Source organism: Halomonas sp. BC04 (genome assembly GCF_000568385.1).
Map to the genome: position 1 here is coordinate 18480 of NZ_AZQX01000112.1, position 15430 is coordinate 33909.

General features: G+C 63.5%; 8 protein-coding genes and 4 pseudogenes. 4 read left to right on the forward strand and 8 right to left on the reverse strand.

Translation table 11 applies throughout. From position 1 onward, the window contains the following. Positions 1–29: 29 nt before the first annotated feature. The 5 genes and pseudogenes from ntrB to Q427_RS08035 all read right to left on the reverse strand — a co-directional run bounded on the left by ntrB (position 30) and on the right by Q427_RS08035 (position 6371). Positions 30–572, reverse strand: coding sequence for a nitrate ABC transporter permease (ntrB, locus tag Q427_RS33610; RefSeq protein ID WP_231613531.1), 543 nt, complete (start codon positions 570–572; stop codon positions 30–32). 331 nt (positions 573–903) lie between these two features. Continuing rightward, a pseudogene (locus tag Q427_RS36760) lies at positions 904–2222 on the reverse strand (CmpA/NrtA family ABC transporter substrate-binding protein). 285 nt (positions 2223–2507) lie between these two features. Then, positions 2508–3785, reverse strand: a complete 1278-nt coding sequence (locus tag Q427_RS08025; RefSeq protein ID WP_043512720.1) for a nitrate regulatory protein — start codon at positions 3783–3785, stop codon at positions 2508–2510. 176 nt (positions 3786–3961) lie between these two features. Next, positions 3962–5312, reverse strand: a pseudogene (locus Q427_RS08030) (NarK family nitrate/nitrite MFS transporter). A gap of 330 nt (positions 5313–5642) precedes the next feature. After that, complete coding sequence (locus Q427_RS08035) at positions 5643–6371, reverse strand: murein L,D-transpeptidase catalytic domain family protein (protein WP_043512722.1); 729 nt, start codon at positions 6369–6371, stop codon at positions 5643–5645. A 165-nt stretch (positions 6372–6536) separates the two neighbouring features. On the opposite strand from Q427_RS08035, the gene Q427_RS33625 reads away from it, so the two are divergent. Together Q427_RS33625 and Q427_RS33630 are read left to right on the forward strand one after the other, a co-directional pair. Continuing rightward, positions 6537–7199: a hypothetical protein gene (locus Q427_RS33625; protein ID WP_231613534.1), complete on the forward strand. Its 663-nt coding sequence runs from the start codon at positions 6537–6539 to the stop codon at positions 7197–7199. A 13-nt stretch (positions 7200–7212) separates the two neighbouring features. After that, on the forward strand, positions 7213–8184 hold the full coding sequence (locus tag Q427_RS33630; RefSeq protein WP_051496224.1) for a L,D-transpeptidase family protein: 972 nt from the start codon (positions 7213–7215) through the stop codon (positions 8182–8184). 27 nt (positions 8185–8211) lie between these two features. Here Q427_RS33630 and Q427_RS08045 read toward each other — a convergent pair. The 3 genes and pseudogenes from Q427_RS08045 to Q427_RS08055 form a co-directional block, all read right to left on the reverse strand. Beyond that, positions 8212–10043 (reverse strand): annotated as a pseudogene (locus Q427_RS08045) (ABC transporter ATP-binding protein). A 144-nt stretch (positions 10044–10187) separates the two neighbouring features. Further along, positions 10188–11929: pseudogene (locus Q427_RS08050) on the reverse strand (peptidoglycan DD-metalloendopeptidase family protein). A gap of 258 nt (positions 11930–12187) precedes the next feature. Then, positions 12188–13039, reverse strand: a complete 852-nt coding sequence (locus tag Q427_RS08055) for a pirin family protein (protein WP_051496225.1) — start codon at positions 13037–13039, stop codon at positions 12188–12190. Between the two features lie 99 nt (positions 13040–13138). Here Q427_RS08055 and Q427_RS08060 point away from each other — a divergent pair, with 99 nt between their 5' ends. After that, a complete protein-coding gene (locus tag Q427_RS08060) occupies positions 13139–14056 on the forward strand; it encodes a LysR family transcriptional regulator (protein ID WP_043512723.1) in 918 nt (305 codons plus the stop codon). Positions 14057–14145: 89 nt separating this feature from the next. Beyond that, the gene (locus Q427_RS08065) at positions 14146–15150 is read left to right on the forward strand and encodes a glutathione S-transferase family protein (protein WP_043512726.1); all 1005 of its coding nucleotides are present in this window, start codon (positions 14146–14148) and stop codon (positions 15148–15150) included. The last annotated feature ends 280 nt before the right edge of the window (positions 15151–15430 follow it).

Here is a 15430-nt window from a genome sequence, read left to right on the forward strand (position 1 = left end):
CTCCTGTCAGCCCTTGCTGGTGCCGCGGGTTACGCGGTTACCCACATAGGCGACCATGCGGTCGAGGATGAAGCCGACGATGCGACATAGATCAGGGCGAGGACGATGTCGCTGATCATCGAGGCATTCCAGGCGTCCCAGATGAAGAAGCCGATGCCCACGCCTCCGATCAGCATCTCGGCGGCGACGATGGCGAGCCACGAGAGGCCCACACCGATCCGCAGCCCGGAGAAGATATAGGGGGCGGCGGCGGGCAGCATGATGCGGGTGAAGTACTCGTAGCCGTTGAGGCGCAGCACCCGGGCGACGTTGCGGTAGTCCTCCGGGATGTTACGTACCCCTACCGAGGTGTTGATGATGATCGGCCAGATCGCGGTGATGAAGATGACGAAGATGGCTGACGGGGCGCTGTCCTGGAAACCGGCCAGCGAGATCGGCAGCCAGGCCAGCGGCGGCACGGTACGCAGCACCTGGAAGACCGGGTCAAGCCCGCGTAGCGCCCAGGTGGACTGGCCGACCAGCACGCCCAGGCTGATTCCTGCGACCACTGCCAGCGCGTAGCCGTAGGCCACCCGCTCGAGGCTGGCGAGTATCTGCCAGCCATGCCCTTGTCATTGCCGCCGTGGTCGTAGAAGGGATTGACGATCAGGCTCCAGGTATCGGTGATGACCTGGGAGGGCGGCGGCAGGGCCGCTGTCGGTGACGAGCAGAGCAGCTCCCAGATCCCGCCGAGCAGGGCGAGGATCAGCAGGGGAGGAAACACCCTCTGCACGAGACCATCCTTCAGGTTCTGTAGCTGCGGCACCCAGCTGGCCTGAGCCGGCTGAGTCACGCTATCGGCACGCTGTGAAACGCTCATGGCGATTCTCCCGGAGTGTGGAATCGGAGTAATGGAGGCCGCTGTCAGGCGAGACGCTTGATCTCGAGGCTGTCGAGATAGGCCTGCGGGTCCTCGGGATCGAAGACCTTGCCGTCGAAGAAGGTCTCGATGCCGCGTGAAGTCGAGTCGGGAATATCGGTCGATGCTACGCCGAGGCGATCGGCGGCTTGGCGCCATAGATCCTCGCGGTTCACCTGTTCGATCAGCGCCAGGCTGTCGTAGTCCTGCGGCAGGTACCCCCAACGCTTGTTCTCGGTCAGGAACCAGAGATCATGGCTCTTGTAGGGGTAGGAGGCGTGCTTGTCCCAGTAGCGCATCATCTGCGGGTGGTTCTCGACCACGCGGCCGGTGCCGTAATCGAAGTTGCCCTGGATGCGGTCGATGAGGTCGTCGTAGGGAGCATGAATCCAGCGGCGACGAGAACAGATCTGGGCCATCTCGTCGTGGTTGGCCGGATCCTCGCACCACATCTGTGCCTCCATGATCGCCATCAGCAGCGCGCGGGTTGCATTGGGGTTGGCCTCCACGTAGTCACTGCGCATGGCGAAGGCTTTTTCCGGGTGGTCGTTCCAAAGCTCGCCGGTGGTATTGGCGGTATAGCCGATGCCTGATTGACCAGCTGGTGATTCCATGGCTCGCAGACGCAGAAAGCATCCATGCTGCCGACGCGCATGTTGGCAACCATCTGCGCGGGGGGAATGGTAATGGTCGACACATCGCGATTGGGGTCGATACCGCCGGCGGCCATCCAGTAGCGGATCCACATGTCGTGAGTGCCGCCGGGGAAGGTCTCCGCTGCGCGCACCTCATCGCCGCCGGCGCGCTTCTCGGCCAGTGCCTGGCCGAATTCATGGGTGTCGAGCTGCACCTCGAGGTCGGCATAGTCGCGGCCCACCGAGATGCACTGGCCGTTGAGGTTGAGGCGCGCCAGGATGCTCATCGGCACCGGCTGGTTGTTGGGGGTAATGGCCCCGGCGGCCATCAGGTAGGGCATCGGGGTGAGGATATGGGCACCGTCGATGCCGTTGCGCTGTGAGCCGAGTACCAGGTTGTCCCGGGTGGTGCCCCAGGAGGACTGCTTGAGCACCTCCACATCGGTCATGCCGTGCTTGGCGAAGAACCCCTTCTCGTCGGCGACGAACAGCGGTGCCGCATCGGTCAGCGCGATGAAGCCGAGCTTGGCCGAGGTGGTCTCCGGCTTGCCGGCGGCAAAGGCCCAGCTTCCCGGCAGGGCCGTGAGTAGAGCCGAGCCGCCGACGACGGCGGCAGTCCCCTTGAGGAAGCGGCGGCGCTGAGGTGAATAACCCTTGTTTATCTTGTCCATGGCTATGGCTCCCAACATGAAACAAAAAAACGGCGCCTGCGGGGATTCTCCGTGTGGTGACGGGAATCGACGCAGACGCCGTTGTCCGGAATCGAGGTGTTGCTCGAAGGGGCTGAACCGTCGTTGACTCAGCGGGCAGACTGGTTTTGCATGTGCAGTGCCATTGCTTGGTTATCTTGTGTTTTTATCTTTAATATCAATTATATATTTTTTTATTGTGACTAATATCAATTCGAACGCCCGATGGCATGGGGCGTAAACGGTGCGTAGCAGTGCCCTGCTGCACCAGCGGCGTGCCGAGTGTCAGGGCTGTTTCTGCAGGATGTCGGAAAGCCCGAGTATGGTCGTGGCGAGCTCGCTCATGCTCTTGCCCTGGTCCATGGAGGACTTGCGCAGGAAGCGATAGGCCTCCTCTTCCGTCATCTGCTGGCTGGCCATGATCAAGCCCTTGGCGCGCTCCACCAGCTTGCGCTTGCGTAGTGCCTTGCGAGTGCTCTCCAGGTCGTCGCTGATACCCTGGAGGCGGCCCGCCTGGGCGCGCATCAGGTCGATGAGTGAGCGATTCAGGGGTGAGTCCATGATTTGGGCGGTCAATTCACCCAGCTCCTGGGAGGCGTTGCCATCGAAGAGCTCCACCAACTGCTGGCAGGCGGACGAGGGGGTACCTGTCGCCAGTTCGGCATAGAGGTTTGCCGGGTTGGCAATGGCATCGCGGGTGGCGATGACCTTCTCCTGACACAGCGTCGCCAGCTCCCGGTTCAGATAGTCCTCGACCTCCTTGATGGCATCGATGCGACGCGTCGCCAGTTCGTACCAGGTTTCACCCAATGAGCTGGCGGGCTCCGTCAGCGGATCGCTGCGACAGGCCATTTCGCGTAGCTGGTGGATACCGGCCAGAGTGCGACTGGGCATCTCTTGCTCCCAGTGTTGACGTGCCTGCGGCGTGGCAAACTCCAGGAAGGTGTCAAAGCAGCGCTGCTGGGCCTCGATCAACTGCTGCAGCAGCTGTCGATGGGCTTCGTCGAAGCCTGTTGCGGTAAAACCGGCGGCCCCGCAGGCGCGCTCCTGGCCTGCCAGCTCCTTGCCCTGCATCAGATGGAAGATGGCCACCAGGGCGAGAGTGATATCCGGATCCCTGGCGGTATCGGCGGCGTCGAAGACCACCGACAGCAGGCCACTGATCAGGCGATTGAAGAGCACGGTTGCCTCGTCGGTTGGGATCTGCAAGGTCTCGATCTCGCGCCTCAGTTCATCCAGCCGGTCGAGACCGTGCCAGACATGGGCGATCCGGCTCAATAGCCGGGCGCTGGTGGCAAGACGCCCCCCGCTCTTGCCCAGGATATCCAGGCGCTGTCGCATCGCCTGTTCCATGGCGCGGCAATCCTGCACATGCTCCCGGCGCCGGTCGGCGAAGCGCTCCCCCCGGGAGGCGAGGTAGATGTTCGATGCCCCCCGCTCCTTCTGCAGCACATGGATGAAGTGGCTGATATCCCCCACGAGTTCGCAGATCGTGGCGAGGTGAAGCAGGTCGTCGATTTCGCAGCGCTTGGCTGCCAGCAACAGGTCTTCTGCAGGTGTCATTGACAGGGTACTCCTCTGATCGGCGCCCTGACCGGGCCACGTCTTTGTCTTTGAAAAGCAATATCCGCGCCAATTCTTTGCCGGGCAGATCACGCGCCTTGGGGGGTAGACGAAAACCGCCGCTCCAGGGAGCGGCGGTCGGACGGGGCGAATCCCCAGCTGTGTGGTGCCATGGGTCAGCGCAGTGATAGGGCGCCGGCTCCAGTGTCTTCGCCCACGGCATCCTGGTACGCGGCTGCCTCTTCGGCTTCGGTCTCCGGGGAGAAGCGCACCAGCAGGGCGCAGGAGGCCAGCACCAGCACGGTCAGGCCGAGGTAGAACAGTCCCTGCTGGTAGGTGATGGATTCCGAGCGAAAGAGGAAGGCGGCTGCCACGGCGCCCACGTTGCCGCCGGCGCGACGATGCCGGCCACGGCCCCCAGGGCCTTCTTGTTGATGAAGGGCACCACGCCGTAGGTCGCACCCTCGGCCATCTGCACGAAGAGGCTGAACACCAACATGATGCCGATAGCGTAGGAGAGCACGTGCATCTGCGAGAAGGCGACCAGGGCGATGCCTTCGCACACCAGCGCGATGAACAGCCAGCGGACTCGGCCCTTCAGCCCCCCCTGCTTGGCGAAGAGGTCCGAGAAGATGCCGCCCATGGTGCGGGCGAAGATATTCATCAGCCCGAACAGACCGGCAATCATCCCGGCGGTGGCCAGAGTCAGGTCGAAGTGGTCGAAGAAGTAGATGGCGGCGATGTTGTTGATGGTCAGCTCCACGCCGAAGCAGATGGCATAGACCACGAACAGGGCCCAGACGCGAATGTCCTTGGCGGCCGCCAGGAAGGTCTGGCCGGCACCGCTGTCGCCGTTGGCCTGGGGAAGCTCCCCCCGGGCGCGCAGGTCCTCGAAGTTGCCGTTGGGTGCATCCTGGGTATAGCGGTAATAGCAGATGCCGGTGATGAACAGCACGATGCCGGGCACCACCATGGCCAGGCGCCAGCCAGTGTTTCACTGACACCCAGCATCAGCAGGCCCGAGAAGATCAGCGGCATCACGATCTGGGTGGTGCCGCCTCCCAGGTTGCCCCAACCGGCGCTGGTGGCGTTGGCGGTGCCAACCACGTTGGGCGCGAACATCATGGTGGTGTGGTACTGGGTGATGACGAAGGAGGCGCCGATGGCACCGATCGCCAGGCGTGCCAGCAGGAAGGTCTCGAAACTGTTGGCGAAGCCGATACCCATGACAGGGATCGAGCCCAGGATCAGCAGGCCGGAGTAGGCCTTGCGTGGCCCGATACGGTCGCAGAGCACGCCGATCAGCAGGCGCACGATCACGGTGATTAGTACCGAGGCGATGATGGTGTTGCCGATCTGGGTCTGGGTGAGGGAGAGGTCTTCTCGGACCACTGCCATCAACGGGGCGATACCGAACCAGCCGAAGAAACAGATATGGAAGGCGAACCACGAGAAGTGGAAGGCCCGCATCTGCGGGGTGCTGAAGTTCAACAGGCGAATCCTGTTGGCCTTGTTGAGGATTTCCATGGGTCAGGCCTCACGCTTGATGGGTAGCGATTACGGAGAACGAGTCCTTCAGCGTTGAAGGGCAGGTTCGACGCACTCGTACTCCGGAGAGCCTGGTCCACGCCTACCACTCTTTGATTTGCATCAAGCAATCAGCTTGCCACTATTCTGTTTTATTTTATATTTCAGTCTCTTGATAGAAATCGACGGCCTTGCGGTAGCGGCGAGTGGGGTTGTCGGAGAGAAACGATGGTGCAGTGCGCAAGGCGCATGCCCCGTGATGGTGCTGTTGGCACTCGAGGCACTCGATGGCGGTCGTGAGGTGCTGCCACCGAGTGCCCGGGTCATGGGTCAGTTCATGGCCAGCTGCTGGCCGTCACGCTGGCAGGCCAGGAAGGCGGAGTTTTCCAGCCACTCCGAGTCGGGGTAGTAGGCGAAGAGGTACTGGTCTTCCTTGATGCTGTCGATCAACGGGTAGGTGACTTCCTGGCGTACGGCGGGACAGCCCTGGCTGCGCCCCAGCCGGCCGGTCTTCTCGATGAAGGCCTCGCTGACGTAGTCGGCGCCGTGGATAACGATGGCTCGCTGGTAGGCGAGGTCATTGATGCCTTCCTCGAGGCCTTCCAGGCGCAGCGAATAACCGTTGCGGCCGTAGTAGCTGTTCATGGTGCGAAACAGGCCAAGGCTCGACTGGTGGCTGCCGTAGACATTGGAAAAGACCTCGGCCATGGCATCTCCCGTACCCTGGCCGTGAGAAACCAGTTCTTCGAACAACAGTCGCGACTCGGCGAGGTCAAAGACCCATAGGCGCGGCTCCGTCGAGGGGCGGGAGAAATCGATCACCGCCAGGCGCTCGGCATCCGGTTCGGCGCAGGCCAGGGCATTGGCGGCGAGGCGAAGCACCTGTGGATCGGCGTCTGGCGCCAGACGGGTCAGGGTGGCATCGAGGGAGGTGCCATGCTGCGGGCTGGAGACCAGGGCCTGGGTGAGAAAATCACCGGCCTGAGCGATGGGGGCGGCGAAAAGCAGGGTGGCAAGCGCGGTGCTGGAGAGTCGTGATAGCTTGGAGTGTCGAGTCATGGCAAGCCTGTATGCAACTCATCAGGTCGTGTCGCGCAGTGCCATTGGCGACATGACCCGGGCAGAGGGTACGGAGCCAGCATCCGTGGGCTCCGGATAAAGGCACTATTATGAAGATATGGGCCAGGAAGGCCAGGGCGTCTATCAACGGATCAGGGGTTCATCATGCGGGTATTTGTCACGATCGGGTTTGTATTGGCGCTTGTGTCGGGAATGGCGGGGGGCAATCAGGACGAGGCGTCGGCGACCGGCAGGGAGGGGGGCGGTGATGTCTCGCAAGTCATCGCCCGCCTGGTCGAAGACAAAGGAGATGGCCTACAGGCCTTCTATGACGCTCGCAGCCATCGCCTGGCCTGGCAGGACGGCGAGACGGTGGCGGCATTTGCCGCGGCGCTGCATACGCTGGAAACCGATGGTCTGACGCCCCAGGACTACCAGGCCGATGGCCTCGTGGCTGCCCATCGCCAGGCCTATGCCGAAGGGGATAGCGATGGGGGTAACGATGGGGGTAACGAGAGACAGGCACGGTTCGACCTGCATGCCAGCCAGGTGCTGCTGACGGCACTCAAGCATCTGCAGCGGGGCAAGGTGGATCCACGCAGTATTGATCCCGACTGGGAAATCCCCATCGCGGCTGTCGAGCTGGACTCGGCGGCCATCTCCCGGGCGGTGGATTCCCAGCGCTTCGAGCAGGCCTTTGCGAGGCGCGTCCCGCCTACGCACCCTATGAGCGACTTCGCGCCGGACTGGCCCGGTATCGGGTCCTCGAACGATTGGTGGGTGGGAGAGCCTGCCCTCTCGGCAGCGGGCGCTGCGGCCGGGCGATAGCGATGACGATGTCGTGCTGCTGCGGGAGCGCCTGGCCATCATGGGTGAAGTTGAGCTCATGGCCGCCGCCATCGAGGCCTTCCCGGGGGCCTTACTCAATGGGCCGGATCCGCGACACTATGACGAGCGGCTCGAAGCGGCCGTCCGGCGCTTTCAACGGCGCCATCTGCTGGAGGTTGACGGTATCGTCGGTCCCCAGACCCTGGCCGCCCTGAACGTGCCGGTGGAGGATCGCATCGATCAGATTCGCCTCAACATGGAGCGTGCCCGCTGGCTGCTGCATGGCTTGCCGGAATCCTTCGTGCTGGTGGATATCGCCGGCTATCGGCTCAGCTACTTCCGCCCCAATGGGGAAATCTGGCGTTCGCGGATCGTGGTGGGGCGCCCTTACCGGCGTACACCGTCGCTGCGCTCCGAGATCACCCACCTGACCGTCAACCCGACCTGGACGATTCCCCCGACCATCCTGCGCGAGGATGTGCTGCCCGCGGTGCGTCGTGACCTGGGCTACCTGTGGCGGGAACGGATACAGGTGCTCAGCCCTTCGGGCGCGCCGCTGGATCCCTGGGAGATCGACTGGTCGCGGCCGGGCAATGTGGTGCTGCGGCAGAGTCCGGGGCCGCATAATGCCCTGGGGGAGCTGGTGGTGCGCTTTCCCAATGACCATATGGTCTACCTGCACGATACGCCGTCGCAGGGGCTCTTCGCCCGGGAGCAGCGAGCGGCCAGTTCCGGTTGCATTCGGGTAGAGAATATCGACGAGTTCGCCCAGCTGCTGCTTGACGACACCCGCAGTGGCTACGATGTGCGCGCACAGATCGAGCGTGGCGGGACGCGTAACGTCTCGCTCGCCGAACGCATGCCGGTCATCCTGCACTACTGGACCGTGCATCCGGCCGAAGATGGCCAGCTGGCCTTTCGCCCGGACATCTACGAGCGCGACGATGCCCTGCTGCGCGCCCTGGATCGGCCGCTGTCGCTGTAGCGACGTGAGGGGCAGCAGAGGCGCGTTTCAGCGATACCCCTTGGCCTGCAGGCGGAAGAGGCGGGCATAGCGGCCGTTGGCGGCCATCAGGCTTTCGTGGTCACCCTGCTCGATGATCTCACCACCGTCGATGACCAGGATGTGGTCCGCGGCGCGTACGGTGGAGAAGCGGTGGGAGATGAGGATGGTCATCTTGTCCCGGCTGTGCTCGCGGAAGTCGTCGTAGACGGCGGCCTCGGCGGCGGCATCCATGGCGGCGGTGGGTTCGTCCAGCACCAGGATGTCGGCGCTCTCGCGCATATAGGCCCGGGACAGGGCGATCTTCTGCCACTGGCCCCCGGAGAGCTCCTGGCCGCCCTTGAACCAGCGTCCGAGCTGGGTGTGGTATCCCCCCGGCATCTCATTGATGAACCCCTCGGCAAGGCCGCGTCGGGCCGCCTGTTCCCAGCGGGCCTCGTCCTCGAAGGAGGCCACGTCGCCTGCCCCCAGGTTCTCGCCGACCTTCATCTGGTAGCGAACGAAGTCCTGGAAGATCACGCCGATGCGCCGGCGCAGGGTCTGGACGTCCCAGTCGCGCAGGTCGCTGCCGTCAAGCAGGATTCGTCCTTCGCTGGGTTCGTAGAGTCGGGTCAGCAGCTTGATCAGGGTCGTCTTGCCGGAACCGTTGGCGCCGACCAGAGCCAGGCTGCCGCCGGGCCCGACGTGTAGCGAGATACGCTTCAAGGCCGGCTTGTCGCGCCGGGGTAGGTGAAGCTGACGCCCTCGAAGCGGATGCCGTCGCCGGGGTTCGCGCCCTCGGTGAGGTGGCCGCGCTCGGCTGCCACCGGCTGCTCCAGGTACTCGTAGAGGTTCGAGAGGTAGAGGTTGTCCTCGTACATGCCGCTGATCGAGGTGAGGCTCGCCGAAAGCGCCGCCTGGCCCTGCTTGAAGACCATCAGGTACATGGTCATTTCACCCAGGGTGAGCTGGCCGGTGACGGTTTCCACCACCACCCAGGCGTAGGCGCCGTAGAAGGCGGCCGTGCCCAGCAGGCCGAGCAGGAAGCCCCAGGTCTCCCGGCGTATCGTCAGCCGCCGGTCCTCGCCGTAGAGCGTGTCGAAAATGGTGCGGTAGCGCGAGAGCAGCAGCGGTTCGAGGCCGAAGAGTTTGACCTCCTTGATGCTGTCCTCCCGTGCCAGCACTGTCTCCAGGTACATCTGCATGCGGGTCTGGGGCGAACGCCAGCGGAACAGCCGGAAGGCGTCGCCGGAAAACTTGGCCTCCGAGGCGAAGACCGGCAGGGCGCCGACCATCAGGATCAGGATCGCCCAGGGCGAGAACTGCACCAGCAGCACGCCGAAACTCGCCAGGGAGATGGCGTTCTGCATCAGTGAAAAGGTCTTGTTGACCAGGCCGAGAGGACGAATCGACGCCTCGCGCCTAGCGCGGGTCAGCTTGTCGTAGAACTCGGAATCCTCGAACTGGGCAAGCGACAGGGTGCCCGCCTTCTCCAGGATCATCACGTTGACCTTCTGGCCGAGCAGGGCGCGAAGCAGCGACTGCTGGCCCGAGAGCCCGCGCTGGGCCATGGCGATGGCGGCAATGACACCGGCTTCCGCCAGGACATAGCGCAGCACCGGCCACCATTCGACGTCGCCGGTTTCGCGGTGATGGGCCATGGCGTCGACGACCGAGTCGACGATGAGCTGGCCGATCCAGGCGGCGACGGCGGGCAGGATCCCGGCCACCAGGGTGCAGACGGCCAGGCCCACCGTGAGCGGGCGTGAAGTCTGCCACACCAGGGCCAGCGCCCGTCGGCTGTAGCGGAATACGCCGAAGAAGGCGCCCAGGCGATTGCCTGCGGGGGGAGGGGTCGGGATGGGGTTGCGCGAATAGGACGAGGACAAGCAGCGTCTCCGGAAGGGGCCCTGACTCAGCGCCCGTTCTGGTCAGTCAGGGCTATCCTGAACGAACCGACGCCCCGCCGATTGGCGGGGCGTCGGGTAGGGCGAAGGCGTGTCGCTTCAGTCGGCGTCGCTATCCGATGCCTGTGCCACCACGGTACCGGTCTCACCGGAGCGCAGGACGGCCAGCAGCGGTTCGGCTTCCTGCTGGAAGGCCATCAGCCGTTCTCCCTCGAGGCTCTGGCTTTCCGGCAATTCCACCTTCATGGCGTCGACGGCGCTGTTGTTGACGATGACTTCATAGTGCAGGTGAGGACCGGTGCTGCGGCCGGTATTGCCCGACAGCGCGATGCGCTCGCCCATCGTCACCCGGTCGCCACGGCTGACCAGCGGGCGCGACAGGTGTAGGTAGCGGGTACGGTAGCCGTTGTCATGGCGAACCACCAGGTAGCGCCCTGCCACCGGATGGTTGCCGACCTTCTCGACGCGGCCGTCGGCCGGCGCCTGGATCGGTGTGCCCACCGGCATGGCCCAGTCGGTGCCCCGGTGGGGGCTGACCCGCCCGGTGACCGGGTGAGTGCGGCGCGGGTTGAAGCCGGAACTCATGCGATAGCTGCCCTCGAAGGGGTAGCGGCTGAAGGCGGGATCGAGGCTCTGGCCGTCGGGCGTATAGTAATTGTTGTCGGCACTGTTGCGAACCAGGGTGAGGTCCATGCGGGCGCCTCATACTGGATCGCCAGTATGCGGGAGTCGAAGCTGGCACCGTCGATGATGTCGGACTCCATCAATACCTGGAACTCGTCACCGCGGCGGGTGTCGCGCCGGAAGTCGAGCTTCTTTTCCAGCAGTCGTGAAATCTGGGCGACTTCGGTGCTGGAGAGGCCGGTGGCCTGGGCGGAGCGGGCAAAGCTGCCGCTGACGCTACCGGCGAACAGGCGCTGCGTGGCTTCGCCGGCACGCTCGATGGTGGCGACATCGAAGCCGTCGTCCTCGCGCTCCAGCAGGAAGCCTTCGCGTGCATTGCGCATGACGCGCATGGTCTGCAGCCGGTCCTGCTCGTCGAGCTGATACTCGAAGGTGTTGCCGACTCGCCAATGGGTCAGGACCCGCTGGTCCGGCAGGCTTTCCAGCAGGCGGATTGCCTCGCTATAGCCGAGGCCCAGCTCATTCTGGGCCAGCACGGCGAAGGTGTCGCCCTGCTGCACGGTATAGGTCCGCCACTCGGGCACGAAGGGCTCGTCGGCGGCTATCTCGTGCTCGAAGACGATGGGGCCATCCTCGAAGAACGCCAGCTCCGCGTCGTCGTAGTCCTCGTAGGAGGTGGCGTCGGCGGCCAGCGCTTCGTCATCGGTATAGGTATCGTCCAGCATGCCGCTGGCCAGGGTGCCGATGACCATGGCCATGTGCAGTGCGCCGGAGTCCAGGGCGGTAACCAGTTCGACGCTGGGGGCTTCCTGCTCGGTGGCGGCGACCGTCTCGTCCATCTCGATCATCGATGGCGAGGCAAGAAGTTCGGGAGCGTCCTGGGCTTGGGCGATGCCGGCCACTGCGGCACCGTTGAGATCGATGATCTCGGTGGGCTTCAACTGGGAAAGGGGGATATAGCCGCGGGTGGCGTCGATGGCCTGGGTCGCGACCTCGATGGCATCGGCTACCGAGTAGCGGTCGCTGCTGAGAGAAGGGAGGCCGGGTTGGGTTTCGGGCGCCAGGGGATAGAGTACGGTTTCGGGTATCTGACCCTGGCGCTGGGTGTTCTCGACGAGAGTGACAATCTTGTGTGCGCCCAGCACTGTGACCATGGTGGCAACGGGTAACAGTAATAACTTATGCGTGCGGGGCAGCGAATGAAGGATTCGCAACATGGTGTTTGGCCATATAAATAAGTGACATGAATATAAAAAGGCATGGGAACCTTAACCCATGATATATGGCATTCCTAGACTGTAGAAATATACAGCTAGGGGTGCCCCGGGAGAACTGCTGATCCTCTCCGGGTCATGTCACCATTTTCGAACACCGTTCCTCAATGTTTCCATTGAACGGCAACGGGCCAGAAAAGACAACCCCTCTCTCGGGCAGCTGTACTGGAGTGAGGGATAAAGCCGATGAGCCTCGCGGCATCAGGTGGCGGTGAAGGTGCCGTTGCGATAGTCCGCCAGGGCCTGCTCGATCTCGCGAGGGTGGTTCATCACGAAGGGGCCATAGTGCACGATGGGCTCGCGGTGGGGCGTGCCGGCTAGAATCAGGCACTGGGCGCCATCCTGGCTGTGCAGCGTCAGTCGTTGCCCCTCGCCGAGACGTGCCAGTTGTCCTGCCTCGACGGCCTGTCCGTCGATCATGAGCTCACCCTCGAAGACATAGACCGCGAGAGTTTCGTCGGCCATGATCAGGTTCAGCGTGCCACCGGCGGCGAGCCGGGCGTGACCCACGGCACCCTTGCCTGCCAGTGCATCCAGCGGTCCTTCCACGGTGTCCCCACCTTCGTTCTGCCAGTGGCCACCCAGCGCAATCAGCTCTGCCCGGTCGCCCTGGAGATGCGGCATTTCGTCACCGCGAATGTCGCGGTAGGTGGCTGGGCTGAGCTTGTCCCTGGCGGCGAGATTGAGCCAGAGCTGGAAGCCGTGAAGGCCCTGGCTGTCGGTCAGGGGCATTTCAGAGTGCACGATACCCCGCCCGGTGTGCATCCACTGGGCGTCGCCGGCGCGAATGGTGCTCACATGGTCGAGATGATCCTCGTGGGTGAGTCCGCCATGGAGGATATAGGTCAGGGTCTGGATGCCGCGATGGGGATGGGGCGGGAAGCCGCCGATATAGTCATCGGGGCTGTCGGACCCCAGTTCATCGAGCATCAGGAAGGGGTCCAGGCCGCCACCGAACTCGTGGATGCGCTGGATCTTGACCCCGTCGCCGTCCTGGCTGGGCTGGCTGCGCATCAGGTTGGCGATACGGCGGGTCTTGAGAGTGGCGGCCATGAGAGTGGCTCCAATGTCGGGGATATAGCTGGCATTCTAGGGCGTAATTTTCGAAACTTAAGCGCATAGTTTTGCAATATTCATTCGAGGAAATCGAAAATGTCCCGCGTCACCCTGGCCCAATGGCAGATGCTGGCGGCAGTGGTGGACCATGGCGGTTTTGCACGAGCTGCCGAAGTGGTGCACAAGAGTCCGTCGACGCTCAATCATGCGGTACACAAGCTGGAGCAGCAGCTCGGTGTGCAGGTGCTGGAGCCCGTTGGGCGGCAAGTGAGGCTCACCGAAGCCGGTGAGATGCTGCTGCGTCGGGCGCGGCAGCTGATCGAGAGCGCCGAGGCGTTGGAGGATGTGGCAGGGCGGTTGTCGGAAGGGCTCGAGGCGGAAGTGGTGCTGGCCGTCGACCAGATATTTCCTCCCCAGGCGCTGGCAGTGGCGCTGCGACGCTTCTCTGCCGCTTATCCCCATGTGCGGGTGCAGCTGCATGAGACGGTGCTCAATGGGGGCATCGAGATGCTCTACGATGGCCGCGCGGACCTGGTGATTTCCGGCCTCGCTGCGCAGGGGTTTCTTGGCGAGCTGCTGGCTCAGGTGCGCTTCATTGCTGTGGCCCACCCTGAACATCCGCTGCATCTGCTGAATCGACAGCTCGACCTGCGCGACCTGCTGCGCCATCGGCAGGTGGTGGTGCGTGACTCGGCGCTGCGCCAGTCGATGGACGCCGGCTGGCTCAAGGCCGAGCAGCGCTGGACCGTCAGCCATCTGGAAACCTCGATCGACATGGTGCGTCGGGGCCTCGGTTTTGCCTGGTTGCCGGACACCCGCATCGCAGCGGATATGGAGGTGGGCAAGGTAAAGGCCCTGCCATTGGCTGCCGGGGGCGTGCGGGAAATTCCCATACAATTGATATTTCGTGACCGGGATCGTGCCGGGCCGGCGACCCATGCCATGGCCGAAGCGCTGCATGGTGCGGTTGCCAGCGAGTGTCCCGAGGAAAAAGCGATGAATCATTCGATTTAGTCGTATTTATGAGGCCAAAAACTGCACTTGAGCATCGAGAAAATTGGCTTAATCTTAGGGCAGACGCAATCTCTGACCGGGAGTCCATCATGGGCCTTTTGATCGACGGCAAGTGGCAAGACCAGTGGTACGACACCAAGAAGCATGGCGGCGAATTCGTCAGGGAGTCGGCCAAGCTGCGTGACTGGGTCACGGCCGACGGCGGTGCCGGACCCGAGGGCCAGCGGGGACTTCCCGCCGAGGCGGGGCGCTATCACCTCTATGTCTCCCTGGCCTGCCCCTGGGCGCATCGCACCCTGATCCTGCGGCGCCTCAAGTCGCTGGACTCGCTTATCGGCATGTCTTACGTCAGCCCCCTGATGCTTGACCAGGGCTGGACCTATGACCGACAGGAAGATTCGAGCGGCGATCCCGTCAACGGTGTCTACTTTCACCATGAGCTCTATACCATGACCGATCCCCGTTACACGGGGCGGGTGACGGTACCGGCGCTGTGGGACAAGCGGGAAGGGCGCATCGTCAACAACGAATCCGCCGAACTGGTGCGCATGTTCAATGATGCCTTCGATGACCTGACTGGCAACCGGCTGGACTTCTACCCGGCCGACCTGCGCGAGACCATCGACGCCATCAACGACGATGTCTACGACCACATCAATAACGGCGTGTACAAGTCGGGCTTTGCCACCGAGCAGGCCGTGTACGAAAAGCATGTGCTGGCGCTGTTCGAGTCGCTGGATCGCATGGAGGCGCGCCTGGCCAAACATCGCTACCTGGCCGGCGAGTGGCTTACCGAGGCTGATATCCGTCTATTTACCACCCTGGTGCGCTTCGATGCCGTCTATCACGGCCACTTCAAGTGCAACCTGCGCCGCATCGAGGACTACCCGAACCTCTCGAACTACCTGCGCGAGCTGTACCAATGGCCGGGTATCGGGGAGACCGTGGACTTCGCGCATATCAAGCGCCACTACTACTACAGCCACGACACCATCAATCCCACGCGTATCGTGCCGGCAGGCCCGCTGCTCGAGCTCGACCGACCCCATGACCGCGAGCGGCTGGCGGGGCAGGGGATTCGGGAAAAGGCATGAATCAGGAAGGATGGGGACGGTACCGTCTGGCAGCGCTGCGTGCTGCTTAGTCGAATCGAGCTGAAGCTACCTCCGACAGCACGGTTATGCCATCCCTTGTTGGAGCGCTGCTTTGCATCGCGACTGGCGCCGCCAGGCGCCCGGCGGAGGCCTCGGCGTTGGGGAAGTTCACTAACGGCTGGCAACACCGCCGGGAGGCTTGCAGTCCAGTCGCCGATGCGTCGGACCGGAGCTGAAGCTTCCTCCGACAGCGGCGTGGCACCGTCGGTAGATAGAATCG

Excerpts from the sequence above, each read along its gene's own strand:
- Q427_RS08025 (WP_043512720.1), bottom strand. The coding sequence starts at position 3,785 with ATGACACCTGCAGAAGACCTGTTGCTGGCAGCCAAGCGCTGCGAAATC.
- Q427_RS08035 (WP_043512722.1), bottom strand. The coding sequence starts at position 6,371 with ATGACTCGACACTCCAAGCTATCACGACTCTCCAGCACCGCGCTTGCC.
- Q427_RS33625 (WP_231613534.1), top strand. The coding sequence starts at position 6,537 with ATGCGGGTATTTGTCACGATCGGGTTTGTATTGGCGCTTGTGTCGGGA.
- Q427_RS08055 (WP_051496225.1), bottom strand. The coding sequence starts at position 13,039 with ATGGCCGCCACTCTCAAGACCCGCCGTATCGCCAACCTGATGCGCAGC.
- Q427_RS08060 (WP_043512723.1), top strand. The coding sequence starts at position 13,139 with ATGTCCCGCGTCACCCTGGCCCAATGGCAGATGCTGGCGGCAGTGGTG.
- Q427_RS08065 (WP_043512726.1), top strand. The coding sequence starts at position 14,146 with ATGGGCCTTTTGATCGACGGCAAGTGGCAAGACCAGTGGTACGACACC.